19 protein-coding genes are annotated in these 19,745 nt (G+C 59.0%); 15 read left to right on the forward strand and 4 right to left on the reverse strand.

Annotation, left to right across the window (positions count from 1 at the left end):
* Positions 1-106 precede the first annotated feature (106 nt).
* Entirely contained in the window at positions 107-2,164 is a 2,058-nt protein-coding gene (locus ACFC5L_RS06335) for a response regulator (protein WP_375201119.1), read from the reverse strand.
* Between the two features lie 322 nt (positions 2,165-2,486).
* On the opposite strand from ACFC5L_RS06335, the gene ACFC5L_RS06340 reads away from it, so the two are divergent.
* From ACFC5L_RS06340 to ACFC5L_RS06355, 4 genes are all read left to right on the forward strand, one after another.
* Complete coding sequence (locus ACFC5L_RS06340) at positions 2,487-4,271, forward strand: acyl-CoA dehydrogenase C-terminal domain-containing protein (protein ID WP_375201118.1); 1,785 nt, start codon at positions 2,487-2,489, stop codon at positions 4,269-4,271.
* 11 nt (positions 4,272-4,282) lie between these two features.
* Positions 4,283-4,876, forward strand: a complete 594-nt coding sequence (locus tag ACFC5L_RS06345; RefSeq protein ID WP_375210744.1) for an HAD family hydrolase — start codon at positions 4,283-4,285, stop codon at positions 4,874-4,876.
* A 221-nt stretch (positions 4,877-5,097) separates the two neighbouring features.
* Positions 5,098-5,289: a hypothetical protein gene (locus ACFC5L_RS06350; protein WP_375201117.1), complete on the forward strand. Its 192-nt coding sequence runs from the start codon at positions 5,098-5,100 to the stop codon at positions 5,287-5,289.
* Between the two features lie 138 nt (positions 5,290-5,427).
* Entirely contained in the window at positions 5,428-7,305 is a 1,878-nt protein-coding gene (locus ACFC5L_RS06355) for a DUF885 domain-containing protein (protein WP_375201116.1), read from the forward strand.
* Here ACFC5L_RS06355 and ACFC5L_RS06360 read toward each other — a convergent pair.
* Both ACFC5L_RS06360 and ACFC5L_RS06365 read right to left on the reverse strand, forming a co-directional pair.
* A complete protein-coding gene (locus ACFC5L_RS06360) occupies positions 7,302-7,598 on the reverse strand; it encodes a GNAT family N-acetyltransferase (protein ID WP_375201115.1) in 297 nt (98 codons plus the stop codon). The genes ACFC5L_RS06355 and ACFC5L_RS06360 overlap by 4 nt on opposite strands.
* 72 nt (positions 7,599-7,670) lie before the next feature.
* Positions 7,671-8,075: a very short patch repair endonuclease gene (locus ACFC5L_RS06365; protein WP_375201114.1), complete on the reverse strand. Its 405-nt coding sequence runs from the start codon at positions 8,073-8,075 to the stop codon at positions 7,671-7,673.
* Positions 8,076-8,180: 105 nt separating this feature from the next.
* Here ACFC5L_RS06365 and ACFC5L_RS06370 point away from each other — a divergent pair, with 105 nt between their 5' ends.
* Positions 8,181-8,939: a DUF1194 domain-containing protein gene (locus ACFC5L_RS06370; RefSeq protein ID WP_375201113.1), complete on the forward strand. Its 759-nt coding sequence runs from the start codon at positions 8,181-8,183 to the stop codon at positions 8,937-8,939.
* A 63-nt stretch (positions 8,940-9,002) separates the two neighbouring features.
* On the opposite strand, the gene ACFC5L_RS06375 is transcribed toward ACFC5L_RS06370, so the two are convergent.
* Positions 9,003-10,139 carry a DNA cytosine methyltransferase gene (locus tag ACFC5L_RS06375; protein ID WP_375201112.1) on the reverse strand — a complete coding sequence of 379 codons (1,137 nt, stop codon included), beginning with the start codon at positions 10,137-10,139 and terminating at the stop codon, positions 9,003-9,005.
* 223 nt (positions 10,140-10,362) lie between these two features.
* On the opposite strand from ACFC5L_RS06375, the gene ACFC5L_RS06380 reads away from it, so the two are divergent.
* The 10 genes from ACFC5L_RS06380 to ACFC5L_RS06425 all read left to right on the forward strand — a co-directional run bounded on the left by ACFC5L_RS06380 (position 10,363) and on the right by ACFC5L_RS06425 (position 19,714).
* Positions 10,363-11,550, forward strand: coding sequence for a hypothetical protein (locus tag ACFC5L_RS06380; protein WP_375201111.1), 1,188 nt, complete (start codon positions 10,363-10,365; stop codon positions 11,548-11,550).
* A 162-nt stretch (positions 11,551-11,712) separates the two neighbouring features.
* The gene (locus ACFC5L_RS06385) at positions 11,713-12,732 is read left to right on the forward strand and encodes a tetratricopeptide repeat protein (protein WP_375201110.1); all 1,020 of its coding nucleotides are present in this window, start codon (positions 11,713-11,715) and stop codon (positions 12,730-12,732) included.
* Between the two features lie 103 nt (positions 12,733-12,835).
* Positions 12,836-13,450 (forward strand): glutathione S-transferase family protein, encoded by a 615-nt coding sequence (locus ACFC5L_RS06390; RefSeq protein WP_375201109.1) that lies wholly within the window; start codon positions 12,836-12,838, stop codon positions 13,448-13,450.
* Between the two features lie 11 nt (positions 13,451-13,461).
* A complete protein-coding gene (locus ACFC5L_RS06395) occupies positions 13,462-14,271 on the forward strand; it encodes a dimethylarginine dimethylaminohydrolase family protein (RefSeq protein ID WP_375201108.1) in 810 nt (269 codons plus the stop codon).
* Between the two features lie 121 nt (positions 14,272-14,392).
* A complete protein-coding gene (locus tag ACFC5L_RS06400; protein WP_375201107.1) occupies positions 14,393-15,682 on the forward strand; it encodes an APC family permease in 1,290 nt (429 codons plus the stop codon).
* 35 nt (positions 15,683-15,717) lie between these two features.
* Complete coding sequence (locus ACFC5L_RS06405; protein ID WP_375201106.1) at positions 15,718-16,656, forward strand: glycine--tRNA ligase subunit alpha; 939 nt, start codon at positions 15,718-15,720, stop codon at positions 16,654-16,656.
* A 3-nt stretch (positions 16,657-16,659) separates the two neighbouring features.
* Positions 16,660-17,130: a GFA family protein gene (locus tag ACFC5L_RS06410; RefSeq protein ID WP_375201105.1), complete on the forward strand. Its 471-nt coding sequence runs from the start codon at positions 16,660-16,662 to the stop codon at positions 17,128-17,130.
* A gap of 120 nt (positions 17,131-17,250) precedes the next feature.
* Positions 17,251-17,661, forward strand: a complete 411-nt coding sequence (locus ACFC5L_RS06415; protein ID WP_375201104.1) for a DUF1761 domain-containing protein — start codon at positions 17,251-17,253, stop codon at positions 17,659-17,661.
* Between the two features lie 70 nt (positions 17,662-17,731).
* The gene (gene mtgA / locus ACFC5L_RS06420) at positions 17,732-18,490 is read left to right on the forward strand and encodes a monofunctional biosynthetic peptidoglycan transglycosylase (protein ID WP_375201103.1); all 759 of its coding nucleotides are present in this window, start codon (positions 17,732-17,734) and stop codon (positions 18,488-18,490) included.
* 168 nt (positions 18,491-18,658) lie between these two features.
* Entirely contained in the window at positions 18,659-19,714 is a 1,056-nt protein-coding gene (locus tag ACFC5L_RS06425; RefSeq protein WP_375201102.1) for an acyltransferase family protein, read from the forward strand.
* The last annotated feature ends 31 nt before the right edge of the window (positions 19,715-19,745 follow it).

The following is a 19,745-nucleotide window of genomic DNA, read 5'->3' on the forward strand; positions in this document are numbered from 1 at the left end:
TTAAAGCTGATTCGCCGCCTTTCGGGGGCGGAAATGGCCGACAGTGGAAAACCGGCGCCGGGGCGTTGAATAACGGGCGCCGAACGGCAGGCGCAATGAAACGGGCTCAGGCGGCGGCTTCAGAGGCGACGCGCATCCAGTGGTTGATGCGGTCCTTGAGGCGGGCGGCCGAGATCGGTTTCGAGACGTAGTCATCCATGCCCGCGGCGAGGCATTTTTCCTTGTCGTCCTTGAGGGCGTGGGCGGTGATGGCGATGATCGGTGTGTGCAGGCCGGATTCGGCCTCCGACTCGCGAATCGCCTTGGCGGCTTCGAAGCCGTTCATTTCCGGCATGGAAACATCCATGAGAATGACGGCGGGCTGGCATTCGGCGTAGAGCGCCAGCGCCTCGCGGCCGTTGTGGGCGATTTTATAGGAGAGGCCGGTTTCTTTCAGGATATGGGTGAGCACAAGCCGGTTCACTTCATTGTCTTCGGCGACAAGGATGTCGAGGCCGCCCGAGCTTTCCGGCAGCGTTGCCTGTGATGCTGTCTGCGATGCTGGCTCGGCCGCCGGCGGCACCTCGGGCGCTGCCGGCTTGTTTTCTTCGGTGTCGGGCTTTTCATGAAGCACGCGTACAATGGTCTCGAACAGACGCGTGGCGCGGGCCGGTTTGGTGAGATGCGCGTTGACGCCGAGGGACATAAATCCGGCCCCCCCCGCCGCCTCATCCACCGAAGTGAGCATGACAATCGGCATATCGTTGAAGGCGGGATCTGCGCGTAAGACCATGGCGAGATCAGCGCCGGTCATGCCGGGCATGTGGTGATCGAGAATTAACAGATCGGGTTTGCCGGTCTCTTCGTTTCGAAGCGCGACAAGGCCTTCCTGTGCATTCTTATAAAGAGCGCAGTCAAAGCCCCAGCTCGCAAGCTGTTCCTTGAGGATTTTCCGGTTGACGGCGTTGTCGTCGATGACGGCGATACGCGCGCCGGAAAGATCGACCGGCGCCAGCGCGGGTTTTTCTTCGCCCTCGTGAACGGGAAGAATAATCTCGAACCAGAAGGTCGAGCCTTCGCCTTCCTTGCTCTCGACGCCGATTTCGCCGCCCATGAGTTCAACAAGCGACGCGGAAATAGCAAGGCCAAGACCGGTACCCTCGTGTTTGCGCGTGGCGGAGTCATCGACCTGACTGAATTTATCGAAGATGGAGGCGCATTTCTCGGCGGGGATGCCGACGCCTGTGTCTTCGATTTTAAAAGTCAGCTTATAGCCTTCTTCAACGGGTTCGCCCGAGAGGTCCGCCAGGATATGCCCCTCATCCGTGAACTTTGCGGCATTGCCCATGAGATTGGTGATGATCTGGCGCAGGCGGCCGGCGTCGCCGACAAACATCGCCGGCAGGTCCGGTTGAACGCGTACGGCGAGTTCAAGGTCTTTTTCAAGAACGCGGGAGGAAATAAGCAGCGCCACATCCTCAACGGCTTCTGCGATGGAGAACGGCGCCGGATGAAGTTTCAGCTGGCCTGCGTCGATCTTTGAAAAGTCGAGAATGTCGTTGATGATGGTCAACAGCGCTTCGCCGGACTTCAAAATTGTCGAGGCGTAGGTGGATTGCGTTTCATCGAGCGGCGTCGAGCACAACAGCTCCGCCATGCCCATCACGCCGTTCATGGGCGTGCGGATTTCGTGGCTCATATTCGCCAGGAATGCCGCTTTGGCTTTTTCCGCCGCCTCGGCTTTACGCTGCGCGTTCTTGAGAACAGAAATATCGGAATAGGTGACGATGATGGCGTCGTCTTGATCTTTAATCGCTTCAATCAGCAGATGGCGATTATCTTCAAGGGCCCAGGAAATGCGAAACTTTCCCTTTTCCTGGATTTGCCTCAGGGTTTCGGCTTTCATTTCGTCGACAAGCGTCGCCTGATCCGGCAGATGCGTTTCGAGCATGGCCTTCATCATGACGTTCCAGGGTGTGCCGGCGGCGGTGACGCCTTCCGGCAGATCGTAGAACTCCGCAAGCTGTCTGTTGCAGAACAGAAGCTTGTCGTCTTTCACGATGTAGAACATCTGCGGCATGGCGTGGACGGCGTTGACCAGCATATGATGCTGGTCAACGAGCGCAGCCAGTGCGTCGCAGTCGCTGGTGAGACGGTCGATTTCAGCCTGCCGTTGCTTGGTCATGGCGCAAGCGTTCCCTGGGCGTTTCCTCGTAATGCTTATTTCGGCTTGTTTTCTTGTTCGGAGGCCGTTTTTAGCCGCCTGTTTTGGTGCAATTATGCTTACGTAATGCTTTACGCAGGGTAACCGGCGGGCGTTTTTATGGTGGATGCGCACCGGCCTTGAAGGCCGGGCCCTGGAGTCCTTAATAAAATCTTGCCGTCAGGCCCCGGGCGCTGCCATTCATGGGTGAAATTCTCTCGCCTTGCAGGCAAAATGGCCGCTGAAACGCTCCCCTTGGGCCGTAACGGCTGATCAAGGCCGCACTGAAGATTAAGGATCACACATGACCACCTACACCGCGCCGCTCAAAGACATGCAGTTTGTCCTCAATGAGGTCTTGCAGATTTCGAAATATTCGAACCTGCCCGGTTTTGCGGACGCCTCTGAAGATGTCGTCTCCGCCATCCTCGAGGAAGGCGCGAAGATGGCGTCCAACGTCCTTCACCCCATCAACCATTCCGGCGACAAGGAAGGCTGCACCCGCCATGACGACGGCTCGGTGACGACGCCCAAGGGGTTCAAGGAAGCCTATGAGGTTTACAAGCAGGGCGGCTGGCAGGGGCTTTCCTTCGACCCTGACTATGGCGGACAGGGGCTGCCTTATATTCTCGCGGTGGCGGTTTCGGAAATGGTGTCAGCGGCGAACATGGCGTTCGGCATGTATCCGGGTCTCGCCCGCGGCGCCGCGGACGCCATCTACGCTCATGGCACCGACGAACAGAAACAGAAATATCTCCCCAACATGATCGCCGGCGAGTGGGGCGGGACCATGAACCTCACCGAGCCTCATTGCGGCACCGATCTGGGGCTCTTGCGCACGAAGGCCGTTCCGCAAGGCGACGGCTCCTACAAGATCACCGGCACCAAGATTTTTATCTCGGCCGGCGAGCACGATCTCACTGACCAGATCATCCACCTTGTGCTCGCGCGCATTGAAGGCGCCCCGGAAGGTGTCAAAGGCATCTCGCTTTTCATCGTGCCGAAATATCACATCAATGAGGATGGATCGCTCGGAGATCGCAATGGAGTCATGTGTGGCTCCATCGAAGAGAAGATGGGCATTCACGCAAACTCGACCTGCGTTCTCAACTATGACGATGCGACGGGCTATCTCCTCGGCGAAGAAAACAAGGGCCTTCGCGCCATGTTCACGATGATGAACGAAGCGCGGCTCGGCGTCGGCCTGCAAGGCATGGCGATTTCCGAAGTCGCCTATCAGAACGGCGCCGGCTATGCGAAAGACCGCCTCCAAGGCCGCGCGCTCACCGGCGCGAAAGAGCCGGAAAAGCCCGCAGACCCGATCATCGTTCACCCGGATGTGCGCCGCATGCTCATGGATCATCGCGCCTTTACCGAAGGCGCGCGCGCCTGGATGTACTGGTCCGCGCTCTGGGGCGATCTGCACACCAAGGCCGAGGATGATGAAACGCGTCAGAAAGCGGACGATTATATGGGCCTGATGACGCCGGTCCTGAAATCCTATCTCACCGAAAAAGGCTACTGGCACGCCACCAACGCGCAACAGGTGCTGGGCGGTCACGGCTATATAGCTGAATGGGGCATGGAGCAGTTTGTGCGCGATGCGCGCATCGCCATGATCTATGAAGGCGCCAACGGTATTCAGGCGCTTGATCTTGTGGGCCGCAAATTGCCGAAAGACGGCGGGCGCGCGATCATGGCCTTCTTCGCCGAAGTCGATGAGTTCGTGAAAGACAATGGCGGCAATGAAGAGCTGAAGCCGTATCTCGACGGGCTCGCCGCCGTGAAGGCCGATCTTGTCGAGGCGACGCAGTGGTTCATGGCGAACGCCATGCAAAATCCGAACAATGCCGGCGCAAGCTCCATGGATTATCTTTGCCTGTCGGCGCTGACCAGCCTCGCCTATGCGTGGGCGCTCTCTGCGAAAGCGGCGCTTGAGAAAAAAGATTCAGGCGATGATTTCTACAAGAACAAGCTGATTACGGCGAAATATTTCGTCGACCGGATTCTTCCCGAACGGTCTGCGCATCTTGCAAAAATCAAATCCGGTTCTGAAGCGATGATGGCGCTCGATGCGGAGGCGTTTTAATCAGCGCTCAAATCCACACGCTTCTTTTTGATCTCGGCGGGGTCGTGGTTGATTATCGCGGCCCCGAGCGGCTTGCGGCGTTGTCGAATGGACGCCTTTCCCTCGCCGAGGCCCACGAGGCCTTGTCAATAACGCCGGCGCTGCACGAGTTTGAGCGTGGTGAGTTGTCCCCTTTGGCGTTTGCAGAACACGCGGTGACGGGTTGGGGGCTTGATGTGACGCCCGGAGATTTTATCGCCGATTTCGAAACCTGGCCCGAGCGTTTTCTGCCCGGCGCGCGCGAAACGATTGAAGCGCTGGGCGGGCAATACAGGCTCGCCTGTTTCTCCAACATCAATATTCCCCACTGGCGCCAGGCTGAGGCATTGGGCGTTGCGCCGCTGTTTGACCATGCGCTGCTTTCGCACGAAATTGGCGCCCGTAAGCCTGAGACGCACGCCTATGAAAAAGTGATTGCCGCGCTGGGCGGCGACGCTTCCGGCATTGTGTTTTTTGATGATATTGAAGCCAATGCGGCGGCGGCGCGGCGCGCGGGCATGCAGGCCTATGTTGTCACGCCGAACGAAGGCGTGAGAGGCGCGTTAGAGAGCGCCGGAGTCGCTTGAATGCGCGCCGTCGCTAACCGATTTGTCATGCAGTGCAGCATCGCTTTTTAAGGTCTGGTTAACCGGGCAAGCGCATGACATTGCACCAAGCGGGGGGCGGTTTTTGCTTCCGCCCGGCTGATTGACTTTCTTTTTATGAAAACTGTCAGGATGCGGATGGAACAGGCGTCTTCGAGCGCTGTTGCAGAACCGTTCAGTCAGTACAGCGTAAGGAGAAAGTAATGCGTAAGCCCACCTATGAATTCGAGGTTCTGAACGGCGCCGGCAAGATTGTCCGCCGTTGCACGCAATCGTGCCACAATATCGGCGCGCAGGAACGGACCTTCGATTTGTTGCGGTCGACCCCCGGGGCCGCCGCCGTTTTCGGTTTTGAAAAACGCGGACGCCACGTCCATTCCGCCTATCGCGAATAGGACGCTTGCCACAGCTGCGTCATCTGAGCCCGCCGCCTGACGCTTCGGCCTCTGGCGATTGCCGTCGGGCGCGAAACCTATAGGATGCGCCCGAATTGCGGGTGGCTTTCTCCCGCAGAATGGAAAAAGGGGCGCCAGATGCGTTTGACGATTGCGTTATTGATGAGTGCGGCGATGCTCGCCGGATGCGGCGAACAGACCGCCGTAAAAGAGCCGGCAGCAGGTGCAGCGGTTTCAGCCGAAGCGGGAACCGCGCCAAGCACGGAAGAGATTGCTGCGGAGACCGCGCGGCTCAATGAATGGTTCGACGCCAAATTTGAAGAAGAACTCGATTTCAGTCCAATCCAGCGCACTTTTCTTGGGGACAAGAAAGACTACGACAAGATTGATGATCTTTCTGAAGAAGCGCAGGACGAAAGGCTCGAATGGCAACGTCAAACTGTTGAGGAGCTGAAGGCGAATTTCGACCGGGCGAAGCTGACGCCCGAAGCGCAGACATCTTACGACGTCTGGATTTATCAATATGAGCGCGCGGCCTCAGCCGATAAATTTCGCCGCAATGACTATGTGTTCACACAGATGCAGGGCCCCCAGGCCTTCCTCGCGCAGTTCCTGATCGCCTTCCACAAGGTTGAAGAGCCGTCCGATATGGAGGCTTATATTACGCGGATCGGCGGCGGCGCCCGCGCGCTGGGCCAGCTTTTGGAGTCGGCGAAACTGAACGCCGAGGCGGGCTCGCGTCCGCCGCTTTTCGCCTATGAAGGCGTCCTGGAACAATCGCGTGCGCTGATCACCGGCGCGCCGTTCGAAGGCGAGGGCGACAGTCCGGTCTGGGCCGACGCCAAAGGGAAAATCGCTGCGCTTCTCGATGCCGGTGAGATCGATCAGGCGAAGGCTGATGAATTGGAAGCAGCGGCCCGCACAGCGTTGATCGAAGAATGGGCTCCGGCCTATCAGGAACTCATAGACTGGTTTGAGGAAGACAAAGTCAACGCCGATGAAGTCGCCACAGGGGTCGGCAAAAACCCGAATGGCGCGGCATACTATGCAGACCGTTTGGCGGCGTCGACCACGACAGACATGACGCCTGAAGAAGTCCACCAGCTTGGTCTTTCCGAGGTTGCGCGCATCAAGGGCGAGATGGAGGCGATCAAGGAACAGGTTGGCTTCGACGGCACGCTGCAGGAATTTTTCGTGTTTGTGCGCGACGATCCGCAGTTCTACTACCCGAACACGGATGAGGGGCGGCAAGCCTATATCGATGCGGCGACGGAGCACCTCGATTTCATCGGTGAAAAATTACCGGAATATTTCGGCATCCTGCCGAAGGCGGATCTTGTTGTGAAGCGGGTCGAACCGTTCCGTGAACAGGACGGCGCCGCGCAACACTACTTCCCGGGAACGCCTGACGGCTCACGCCCCGGCGTTTATTACGCGCATCTTTCTGACATGAGCATGATGCCGATCCCGCAGCTCGAAGTGATCGCCTATCACGAGGGCAATCCCGGCCACCACATGCAGATATCGATCGCGCAGGAGCTGACCAGTGTGCCGACATTCCGCACCCAGGCAGGGTTCACGGCTTATTCGGAAGGGTGGGGTCTGTATTCGGAGCTCCTCGCCAAGGAAATGGGCGCCTATGAAGATCCCTATTCCGACTTCGGGCGCCTGACGACGGAAATCTGGCGCGCCATCCGCCTCGTTCTTGACACCGGCTTTCACTACAAAGGCTGGACCGAAGAAGAGGGCGTTCAGTATTTCATGGAAAACTCTCCGGCGGCTGAAGGGCAGATCCGCTCGGAAGTTCAGCGCTACATCGTCTGGCCGGGCCAGGCGACGGCCTATAAAATCGGTATGCTGAAGATTTTGGAGTTGCGCGAAGCCGCCAAGGCCGAGCTTGGCGACAAGTTCGATATCCGAGGCTTCCATGACACAGTGCTGGGCGGCGGCGCGCTGCCCCTCGACATTCTTGAGCGCCGCGTCGACGAGTGGGTCGAGACGCAAAAGGCGAGTTAGGTTGGGGCTTTCAGCGGCGCCCATTCCGGGCGCCGCTGAAACAGCTTCGCCACATAGGGGCAAACGGGATCGATCTTGAGGCCGGTTTCGCGCGCCTCCTCGACGGCGCGCTCCACAAGCTGACGGGCGATGTTTTTCCCGCGCGCTTCCGGCGGGGTGAAGGTGTGATCAATCACCATGACGTCGCCGCGCATTCGATAGGTCAGCTCCGCCTCGCCATTGCCGGCGAGCGCCCAGTAGCGGCCTTTTTCGCCTTGCCGTTCATGCTGGATGTCGATGGTTTCGCCTGACATTGAAGCGCCTCCGGGTGCGGGCTTTCGATTGTTATCTAGTCGCAAACAGTCCTGGCGGCGAGCCGGTTCCGCTCAATCTTGCTTGATCGGCAGCTTCGCCGGGTCGAGCGTTTTCAGCTCGCATTCCCAGACAGTGATGACCCGCCAGCCAAGCTTTTCGAGCGCCTTCGCATTCTTTTTGTCGCGCGCCTTGTTGCGCGCGATTTTATCTTTCCAGTATTCCGCGTTCTGTTTCGGCTGGCGGTTTCCACGCTTGCAGTGATGTCCGTGCCAGAAACAGCCGTGAACGAAGACGACGGTTTTGTGCCTGGGGAAAACGAGGTCCGGCTTGCCCGGCAGGTCTTTGACATTGAGGCGATAGCGCAGACCGAGGGCGAAAAGTTGTTTTCGCAGGGTGATTTCCGGCTTGGTGTCGCGGCTTTTGACGGCGCGCATGATCTCGGAGCGTTTTTTCTTGTTAAAAGTGTCTGTTCCCACGGTTTGCCCGTTCAATTGGCCCCGACAAAATTCCGGCCGACGCTTGAGCGTACTGATATTTTCGTTATGGTTAACGATAGTGCAATGCAATATTGGGGGAGTACCATGAATTTCAAGCACTTAGTAGCGGCCATGTCGGCTGCGGCGATGTCTGTGGTCGCCACGCCTGGCCACGCTGTGCCGGTGGATCTGGAGCTTCAGCTTCTGGTCGATGTTTCCGGTTCGATCGACAGCGGCGAATTCACCCTTCAGCAGGATGGTTATGAGGCCGCGTTCCGCGACGCGGGCATCATTTCCGCGATTGAAAACGGAACGATCGGTTCGATCGCCGTTCAGCTGATTTACTGGTCGAGCGCCTCTTCGCAACAGATTGGCGTCGATTGGGCGCTGATCAGCGACGGGACGTCTGCCAATGCTTTTGCGGATGCGGTCGCTGCTGCGGCCCGGCCTTTCACGGGCGGCACGCAACCGGATGACGCCATCAATTATGGCGCGCCGCTGTTCAACGACAACGGTTATGAAGGCTCCCGCCTCGTGATGGATGTTTCCGGCGACGGAACCGGAACCGCGAGCGATACGGCTGCTGCGCGGGACGCCGCGCTTGCTGGCGGCGTTGACGCCATTAACGGGCTTGTCATCGGCACCAGCACGAGCTTGCAGGACTTTTATATGGCCAATATCGTCGGCGGCGCCGGCGGTTTCCTCGTTGTCGCCAACACATTTGAAGATTTTGCGTCCGCCGTGTTGACCAAGATCGGCCGCGAGATCATCGGCAGCGAAGTGCCGGTTCCCGGCGCGATCCCGCTCATGGCGACGGGCCTTTTTGTTCTCTGGCGCCGTTCACGCCGCAAGGCCTCAGTTTGAGCCTTAGCTCAATAATTTGAAAAAGGCCGGCGAAACGCCGGCCTTTTTTTATACTTTTATGTTCTAGGCGGCCTTGCGCGCTTTAGCGCCGGTAAGAGCGGGTTCGAAAACCGTATCAGCAAGCCAGCGCACCACCGGAACGGCGACGCCATCGCCACATAGTTTAAGCGCGGCGTTGGCGCTTTGCGGAAGGATGTAGTCTTCGGGAAGCCCCATGAGCCGGGCCGCTTCGCGCGGTGATAAAAGGCGCGAGCGGACGGCGCCGTTCTCGATCGCGAAAATGATCTGGCGCGAGGATCCCCCGGCGGGTGTCCTGAGACACCCCGCGAGCCCGTCGAAACGCGCTTCAACGCGCTGCACCGTTTCGCCGTTTTCAGTGCGCGTCCGGCGGAAGGCTGCGCCTGCGCGCCGGGCGCCGTTTCTGATGATATTATCGATGCGCGCCCGCTGATGCGGCGCCATCATGGCAATGAGCTTTTGCGTCTGTTCCGGCTCATGCCAGTCAGGCGCGTCCCAGTCGACGATGTGGGAAAGGCGTATATTGCGTGACAGGTGCGGCGCGGCGCCGAGCCAGAACCAGCGCGATTGCGCTGATGTTGAAAGCAGCGCCTGGGCGGCGGCAAGCGCTGGCGGCGCCGTTTCCTCCGACAGGGGCGCAGACGCTTCCGGCGGCCTCAGGCCGTTGGCGAATCCCAAAATGAAAAGCCGCGGCCGCGATTGGGGTGTGAAATGCCGGGCGTCGAGCACCGCGGCCGTGACGGCGTATCCGGCTTGCGCCATCAGATCGGCGACGCAGGCGAAGTCACGCCCGCCATTTGACGTCAGCAAACCGGCGACATTTTCAATGGCGATGATGCGCGGCGCGCGGCCGGTCGCGGCCAGCCCTTCGATGAGCGACCAGAAAGGGAAAAAGGCGCCGGACCGTCTGGCGTTCATGCCGCCGCGCGCGCCGGCGAGCGACAGGTCCTGACATGGAAACGATCCCCAGACGAGATCGACAGCCTGACGCGGCAGATCCTCGACGTTGATCGCGGCGATATCGCCTTCGACAAGATGATCGCCGCCGAAATTGGCGCGATAAGAGGCGCATTTCGCGGCATCGATATCGTTGGCGAGCAGGCATCGCCACGCGGGTCCGAGACCGATTCGCGCCATGCCGCCGCCTGCGAAGAATTCGAGAAAGGTTTTTTTTGCACTCATCTCTGGTGAGGTTATTTTTCCCAATGTCGTTCCCGCCGCATTGCCGCCACATTCATCCGCACACGCAGCGCTTGCGCCTTAATTACGTCACGATTGCCGTGTTTCCGCCTTATTTCAAGCAGTTAATCGCAGTACTGTGACGAACTTTACGTTGACGCAATGTTGTTCGTCACGCAAAGTGACGATGGGCGCTAAGGGGGCTCGCTTTCCAAAGGAGAGGCGAATGCCCTGGATGGAAATCAAACCGTTTTCGGTTTTCAAGGCTGCGGCGATCGCGGCGATTACGGCCGTGGGACTCGCTGTGGCGGCGCCCGCATCCGCAAATCAGAATGTAACCATGTTATCGGCCGGCGCTGCTTCGGCGCCGATAAAGCTCGCTATGCTCGATGAGCGTGATCGCGGCCAGCGGTCGGACCGGCGCGGCGGAGAACGGTCGCGTGGCGATCGCGCTCGCGGTGAGCGTTCTCGTGGAGACAGGCCGCGAAGCCAGACTCCGCGTGAAAGACAGCGCGTTCAACGCAGCGAAGGGCGCGAAGAATACAGACAAAAAGACCGCTCCCGCAGCGGACCGCCGCGCCAGCGCAGCGACGGCCAACGCACCGCGCAGCAACGCCGGGCTACGGGAGCGAGTGAACGCCGTAGCGGCGAAAGGCGGGCCGGCAATAATGGCGGTACGCGCCGCGCCGCTGATAACGACACCCGGCGCCGCGCCGCCGGGAATAATGATCAGCGCCGCACCGGCGCCAACGGTCAGGAACGTCGTCAATCCGGCCAGCGCCGGGTCGCGGATAATTCCGGTCGTCGCGATGGAGCCCGTGATGGTAGGCGAGATGGTCGCCGGGACGGAGTGCGTGATGGGCGTCGCGACGGTGGCAGGGACCGTGTGCGCGACGGGCGTAGGGATGGCTATCGCGATGGCCGCCGGGATGGATATCGTGACGGGCGTCGCGACAGCGGCCGCAAGTATCGCGATGGCCGACGGGACGGCTACCGCGATGGAAGGCGCGATCAACGTTACAGCGACCGCGGCGGCTCACGCCGCGCCTATCGTGACGGCCGCCGGGATGCGCGCCGTTATCATCAGCGCCGTCACGGCTCCTACCGGCATCCGTCAGTGCGTTATGGCGGCAAATATTACCGTCATGGACACGGGCCGCGCCGGGGACACGGCTACTGGTGTTCGCATCACAACATCTTCCACTACCACAAGGGATATGATCCGTTTGGCTGGCTCTATGTGAGCTTTGGCTGGGATCTTTATTCCTGGGATTACATCGGCAATTGCGATGTTGTCTCCCAGACTTTCTATCGCCGCGGGCGGCGATACGAAGAAGTGGCGCTGCTGTGCTACGACGCCTGGGGCTATGGCTATATCAAGCCGGGCAGCCGCCGCGTCTATCGCCAATACTAGGATTTGGAAAATCAGGTGAAACGGGCGCCTTTCGGGGCGCCCGTTTTGTTATGGGCGGGCTTTCGCCCGCTGATTCGCCCTCATTGACCGGATGCCCCGACTCTGTGGACAAGGAGCGGTCAACCGACTGTTTTCACTCGCGCGCTGCAAGACGTACCGCTCATGTTCCGAAACACCGCTATCGCCGCAGGGATTTTCGCCCTCGCGCTCTGCGTCCCGCTCATAGCGTCCGGGGCGTTCGGCGCGGCGCAGGCCGCCCCGGGCCAGGGGCTGGAAGACGTGCAGGTCGGCGAAAAGGACCTGCAGACGCGCATCGCGTTGATCTGCGACGGTCCTTGCAGCCTTGAAAAGCGCGGCGACGGTGTTTTCTTCCTGCGCGGCGTCACGGCCGAGATGAGCCTCGATCTGTCGACGCGCAGCCACAATATTGCAGGCTTCACCATGGTCCCGGATGCGGAGGGGAGTCTCCTCAATGTCGCGTCCCGGCGGATTTTAGAATACGCCAACACGAAGTCCTGTGTGATTTCCGGGCGCTCGGCGACCTGCGTCGATCTCTTTTATGCTGATGCGGTGGCGCAGCAGGCGGCGTTGTCGACGCCGAGCCTTGCTTCCAAGGCGGAAGTGAACCCGGCGCCAGCCAGGGTTGCCCCGAAACCCACCCTGCGCGAAAGCGCGCCGGATCGTCTTTCAAGGTTTGCAGCGCTTGCTCCCCCTGAAAGACTGGCGCCGCCGCAACCAGCGCGACTCGCCAGCGTTCAGCCCGTGCAAAAACCGGTGGAGACGGCCCGGCCCGTCATTCGCGAGGAGCGGCCTTTGCCTGCGCCCGCGCCGCAAAAATTCGATTATGCCGCACAGGTTGAGGGGCTTCTCGGCAAGAAGCTGACGCCCGGCTATTGCGCCTCGGCGCGCGCGACGCTCCAGAGCGATCCCTGGGCTCTTGGCGCCATGGTCGATGTCGGCCTTTGCGAAGCCGCCGCCGGCAAATCTGAAACGGCGGATGCAACGCTGGCGCGCATTCTTGAATACACGCCAGACAATTACGAAGCTTATGTGGGGCGCGCGCTGATTGCGCTTGAAGCAGGCGAGAAAAGCGTTGCGCGCCGCTATTTTCAAAATGCGCTCGACGCGCCGCCGCCAATGGAAGAATCGACCCGTATTGTCGCCGCCATGCGCGAGCTTTGATCGGGCTGGATTTCCGTAACAGCTTCGTGAACCCTGCCTTCGCGTCTTGACCGTTCCTGGACCCGCCCATAGCGTCCCCTCTCCATGAAAAGGAGAGACCCCCATGGCTAATCCCATAAAAATTATCGGCGTTCCGTTTTCACAGAATGTCAGAAAGCCGCTCGCGGTCGCGCATCACCTCGGGCTCGATGTCGAAAACCCGCCGCTGGCGCCCAACGATCCGGCGTTCAAGGACCTGCATCCTGCGGGGCGCATTCCCTTGCTCGATGATGACGGTTTCCGGATTTGTGAATCGAACGCCATCATGATCTATCTTTGCTCCAAGACGAAGAATGATCTGTACCCGGAAGACCCCAAGGAGCGCGGCCTCGTCAATCAATTTTTGTTCTGGGATGTCGCCCATTGGACGCCCGCCTATCAGCCAATCCAGTTTGAGCGCATTGTTAAAGGCATGCTCGGCCTTGGCGACACGGATGAGGCGGTGGTCGAAGCGACCTTGCTGAAATTCGCGCGCGAGGCCGCCTATCTGAACGGCGCGCTCGAAGGCAAGGACTGGCTTGTGGGCGACGCGCCGACGCTCGCTGATTTCGCCGCCGGGGCGGGCCTCACCCATGCTGACGCCATGGGCCTGCCGCTTGCCGATTACAAAAATGTTTGCGCCTGGAACGAGCGGGTGCAGGGCCTTGAAGGCTTCAAGAAAACCGAAGTGAAGATGTAGGGCGCATAGGGATGAGCGATGCGATGAGCGGCGACCGGCCAGCATATGTGTTCGACGCCGCCATCGTTCGCCGTCCGGCGAAGTCCGTGGTCAAGGGGCTGCGCGCCCATAACAGCGGCGACCCCACCTATGAAGGCGTCGTCGCAGAGCACGACGCTTATATTGCGGCTATGCGGTCAGCGGGCGTTGACGTTGAGGTCCTGCCGCCGCTGGAGGCGTTTCCGGATTGCGTTTTTGTCGAAGACCCGGCGCTTGTCTTTGCGCAAGGGGCGATTGTCTTGCGGCCGGGCGCCGAAAGCCGGGCCGGTGAAGCTGCGGAACTTGCGCCCGTCCTGAAAGAAAAGTTTGAGACGGTGCTGGAATTGCCGGCGCCCGGTTTCGCCGATGGCGGTGATATCTTGTTGACGCCGCAAGGCGTGATGATCGGTTTATCGAACCGTACTGATCTTGCGGGCGCGCAGGCGCTGCAAGCCTGTCTGTCCAGCCTCGGGCTTGAAAGCCGAATCGTTGAAACGCCCGAGGGCGTCCTGCATTTCAAGACAGATTGCTCGCTTCTTGATGATGAAACCATTTTGGTGACAGAGCGTCTCGCGCATTCAGGCGTCTTTGATGATTTTGCAACGGTGATCGTCCCGGAAGGGGAGGGAGCCGCGGCGAACGCCTTGCGAGTCAATGATGTCGTGATGGTCGGTGCGGATTTTCCGAGCACGATCGAGCGTCTTGACGGTCTTGGATATAAAATTGTTCCTTTGAAAACATCCGAGATCGGCAAGATTGATGCGGGGCTATCCTGCATGTCTCTCCGCTGGCGGCGCGCCTGATTTAACCGTGCTGGTTTCTGCGAGTAGGTCTTGGCGATTGACAGGCGCATGATGCGCGGGCCAAGCTCCATAGATGAATCAGTCCTCTGATCAATCGGGCGAAGGGGTCCGCCCGCCTTCCATGGGATTCTGGCAAGTCTGGTCAATGTCCGCCGGCGTGATGATCGGGTCGGGCATCTTTCTGTTGCCGGCTGTATTGGCGGCCTACGGCTCCATAAGTTTTATCGGGTGGCTGTTCACGACCGCCGGAGCGATTTGCATTGCGTTGACGCTCGGGCGTCTCGCCAGCCGCACCCATAAAAGCGGCGGTTTTTATGTCTATGCGCGCGACGCCTTTGGCGATGTCGCCGGGTTTTTGATGGGGTGGAGCTATTGGCTGAGCATTGTCTTTGCAACGGCGGCTATCGCTGTCGCGTTTGCAGGCTATGCCGGCGCCATTTTTCCAGCGCTTGCGGGCAATTCGGTTGCGCAGGCGTTTGTCGCCGTAGCCCTGGTTTGGATGATCACGGCGATCAATATTCGCGGCGTTGAAGCGGCGGCCAAAGCGCAGCTCGTCATGACGATCCTGAAAATTGCGCCGCTGCTTCTTGTCATCGGTCTCGGGGTTTTCTTCGGCGCTCTTGAAAATATTCCTCCGTTTAATCCGACAGGCGAGCCGTTCATAAAGGGGCTTGCGGCTACGGCGCTGCTCACCATGTGGGCGTTTATCGGTATTGAGGCCGGTGTCGTCGCGGCGGAAGATGTTATCGACGCCAAGCGGACGATCCCACGGGCGATCGCGTCCGCAACGATTTGCGTTGCCGTGCTGTATGTCGCCTCGACAGCCGCGGTGATGCTAATTCTGCCAGTGGAAGATCTTGCTGTTTCCGAAGCGCCTTTTGCGGATGCGGCGCGGATATTGGGACCTGCAGGCGCCATCGTCATCGCCGTAGGCGCACTCATCTCGACCGCGGGCTCGCTCAATGGCTGTGTCTTTATCGGCGCCCAGACCGCGATGGCGACGGCGCGGGACGGATTTGCGCCGAAATTTCTCGCCAGGAAAAACACCGGCGCGGCGCCTGCGGACGCATTGATCGTTACAGGTGTGATCGGCACGGTGGTGCTCCTGATGAATTACACGGATGGCCTGGTTGCGGCCTTCACTTTCATGATCGCCATGTCGACGCTTGCTACGCTCGCGCCTTATGTGTTGTCGGCGCTTGCCGAAATCAAAGCGGACTGGCGGTCTGCGCGGGGCTGGCTCATCATCGCGCTTGCGGCGCTTGTTTACTCCATCATCGCCATGGCCGGCGCCGGGATCAGTACGCTGTTGTGGGGCGCTGTGCTGCTCATTGCCGGTCTGCCGATCTATTATTGGTCAACCGCACGCTACAAACAGCAGTCCCGGCCACCCCCGGAACCAAATGCTTGACCGGCGCTGCGTCGCCGCATAGCGTCCGCCGCGCTATGACAGACCAGAAAAAACAGACCTTTCAGGACCTCATTCTGACGCTCCAGACCTACTGGGCGGATAATGGCTGCGTCATTCTTCAGCCTTACGATATGGAGATGGGGGCGGGGACGTTTCACCCGGCGACGACGCTGCGCTCCCTCGGACCGAAACCGTGGAATGCGGCTTATGTACAGCCCTGCCGGCGGCCGACCGACGGGCGCTATGGCGCCAACCCAAACCGCTTCCAGCATTATTTTCAGTTTCAGGTGGCCTTGAAGCCGAGCCCCGACAATATCCAGGAGCTTTATCTCGGCAGCCTTGACGCCATCGGCGTCGACCGCTCTGTCCATGATATCCGTTTTGTCGAAGACGATTGGGAAAGCCCGACTCTCGGCGCCTGGGGCCTCGGTTGGGAAGTCTGGTGCGACGGCATGGAAGTGACGCAGTTCACTTACTTCCAGCAGGTCGGCGGCTTCGACTGCAAACCCGTGACAGGCGAAATCACCTACGGGCTCGAACGTCTCGCCATGTATGTGCAAGGCGTCGATAACGGTTTCGATCTTGTCTATGGCGGCGCAAAGCCAGACGGCTCGCCTTTCACCTATGGCGACGTCTTCCATCAGAACGAAGTCGAACAGTCGGCTTACAATTTCGAACTCGCGAACACCGAAATTCTCTTCCGCCAGTTCAAGGAGGCGGAAGAAAACTGCATGGCGATCATCGAAGCGGGAAAGAAAGACGGCAAGGCCTATCCGCTGCCCGCCTATGAGCAGTGCATCAAGGCCTCGCATCTCTTCAACCTGCTTGATGCGCGCGGCGTCATCTCCGCGACCGAACGCCAGTCTTATATCCTGCGCGTCAGGACGCTTGCCAAAGCCTGCTGCGAGGCCTGGCTCGAAAGTCCGCAAGGGCGCACCGAAGGCGCCGGTGTTGTTGATTATGAAACGGCGTAAATCATGACCGTCGCGCTTCCCCTCGAAGGCGGATGCCAGTGTGGCGAGTTGCGATACGAACTTTCCGCGCCGCCGATGACGCTTTACGCCTGTCACTGCACGAATTGTCAGAAACAGACCGGCAGCGCATTCGTATTGTCTACGATCATTCCGGAAGCCGCGTTTAAGTTCACAAAAGGCAAGCCCGGCAAGACGACATGGACATCCGACGCCGGCAACCCGCGCTACGGCTATTACTGCAAAGATTGCGGCAGCCGCATCGCAAACGGCCAGGAGGGCGGCGCGCCTTTCTTAAGCCTTCGCGCAGGCACATTCGACGACACGTCCTGGGTGCGGCCTGCCGGGCATATCTGGGTAAAAAGCGCGCAAGGCTGGATCAAGTTCGAGAAGGACGATCTCCTCTGCGATGAACAGCCTACGGATTACGGGCCTTATGTGGAGCGCTTTCGCAGTTTCGGCATTTTTCCTAATTAAACCGCATCCGGATCATTCGCAGACGCAGCATTGAATTGTGCGGCGCACGGACGAATTCGCCATTGCCGGGTTCCGGCGCTGCACGGTAAACTCCTCTGAGACCAACAGAGGGAGGGTGCTATGCCCAAAATTCTCGGTTTGAATATTGTCGCAGTGATTGTGGCGTCGGTTGCGTTCTTCCTGGTGGGGTGGCTCTGGTACGGCATCCTGTTCATGGACGCCTATATGGAGTCCATGGGGATCGCCACCGATGAAGGGAGCGGCGCATTCGACATCTGGATGGCTGGCGGTTTTCTTATCACCATTCTGCAGGTGATCGGGCTCGGCCTCGTCATGAAGTGGAAGGGCGACGTCAGTCCCATGGCCGGGGCGATGACGGCGGTCGTGTTGTGGTTTTTCCTCGCGCTGCCTTTCGCCATGTACGCCTATCTTTACGGGCCGGCGCATGACTCGACCATGATGATGATCGACGCCTCGCATCTCCTCGTGGGCTGGGTCGTTTCGGCGGTGGTGCTGCGCTTGATTAAATAGGTCCTGTTGGCCATTTTACGGGAAGGGGGCGGCCGCCGCGCCGCCCCTTTTGTTTGTCCGGGGTTTTTAGATGGCCGATCTTATTGCGCCGAAACGGCGAAAGCCGCGGCGCAGGAAAAGAACGAAGAAAAAGAAACAGGCATCGCGCTTTAAAAAGGCGGTGGCTGTTCTCGCGGGTTGCGGCGCTGTCCTTATCGGCGGGTCGGTCCTATGGGCCGGGCTTTATGCGGTTAGCGCGCCGCCGGGAACGCTAGTCATGATGGAGCGAAAGCTGAGCGGCGAGGCGATTACGCATCCCTGGACGCCGCTGGAGCAAATTTCGCCGCATCTTGTCAGGGCGGTGATCGCCGCGGAGGACACGCGGTTTTGTCTTCACAAGGGCATCGACTTTGAAGCGATCGACAAAGCGCTGGAGGAATCCAAAAACGGCAAACGCCTGCGCGGGGCTTCGACGATTTCGCAACAGACTGCGAAAAACGCCTTCTTGTGGAACGGCGGCGGCTGGGTGCGCAAGGGCGGTGAGGCGTGGATGACCGTGCTGATCGAGAGCTTCTGGCCGAAGCGCCGGATCATGGAAGTCTATCTCAATATCGCCGAATGGGGCGATGGCCATTTCGGTGCCGAGGCGGCGGCGCAGGCGCGGTTCGGCAAGAGCGCCAAAGACCTGACGCCTCATGAAGCGGCGCTGCTGGCCAGCGTCCTGCCGAACCCGCATAAATGGCGCGTTGACCCGCCGGGCCCCTATGTGCGTTCCAGAAGCTATACCATCCGTTCACGGATGGATCAGGTGCGCCGTGACGGGCTTGACGCTTGCGTTTTTCGTCAATAGAAATGACGTAGCGTAAAAGTGCATTTAGACGCTCGCGCCAAAAATTAATATAAAATGGGTTTCGATTGGCCTTTTTTTGAATGAGGCCGATAGTCTTCCAGACAAGCATGCCGAAGTTGTTGGGGATCGCATTCGCAGGCTTTTCTTGGTGGGGCTAAAACCAGTTTTATGGGTACAGTGCGTTTCCTTCTTGCTGCATTGGTTGTCGTTCATCATGTGGGCGGTGCGCCATATGTAGGCCAGCACGCGGTTCTCTTCTTTTACGTTTTGTCCGGCTATCTCATGACACTGGTGATGCATGAGCGGTACGGTTATTCCGGAAAAGGCTTGAGAGATTTCTGGGAGAACCGCGCGCTTCGTTTATACCCTGCATATCTTGCTGTCTTGTTATTCTCGTGTCTGGTCCTGGCGATCCTGGGAAAGGACGTCTCACGTGCGTTCAGGGGCGGCCTTTATCTTCCATCGACTTTTGCTGAGTGGATTCAGAATGTATCCATGCTGTTTTTCAGCCTGACGCCTAATGAAGTCGTGCCGCGCGTCTCCCCGGCGGCCTGGGCGTTGACTGTCGAACTGGTTTTCTATTTTCTGATCAGCCTCGGTATTTCGAAAACGCTGAAGCGAACGCTGATCTGGCTGGCTTTGTCGGCGGTATATTCGGTGTGGGCGGCGCTCATTCTAGATTTTAAATGGTCTTATTTTTCGATTTTTTCGGGGTCGCTGCCATTCTCAATCGGCGCTCTTATCTATTTTCAGCGCGAGCGCATGGCGAAAATTTTCGCCGGAAAAAGCCTCGCCGCATACTGGCTGTTGTTGCTGTCGTCAGGAGGCTTAATGCTGGCGATTGTCATCATTAGATACCTGGCGATGTTCAAGTTGGAGAGTGCGTTTGTTCAGAACATCATGATGCCCTTAACAGCGGCGCCGGCTGCGCTTGCCGTGGCGACGCTCATTTCCGGGGGCGGACGGATTTTTCCGAAGAAACTCGATACGCTGCTCGGCGATTTATCCTATCCAGTCTATATCTCCCACTGGATATTCGCTTTGATTGCGGGCGCATTGCTCGGCCTCAAAGCGCCTTCCTTTGGGATCGACGGCGCAATGCTTATGGCCGTCAGCTTTCCAATGACGTTGATTGCGTCCTATTTGGTCGTTAGATTTATTGATAAACCGATAAACAGAACACGCGAACGCATTCGCAAACGAAGTGAGGCGCGATTGGCCTAAGGCTCATAGCGACTGACGATGAGAGGTGGTT

The organism is Hyphococcus sp. (assembly GCF_041986965.1).
Classification (GTDB): domain Bacteria; phylum Pseudomonadota; class Alphaproteobacteria; order Caulobacterales; family Parvularculaceae; genus Hyphococcus.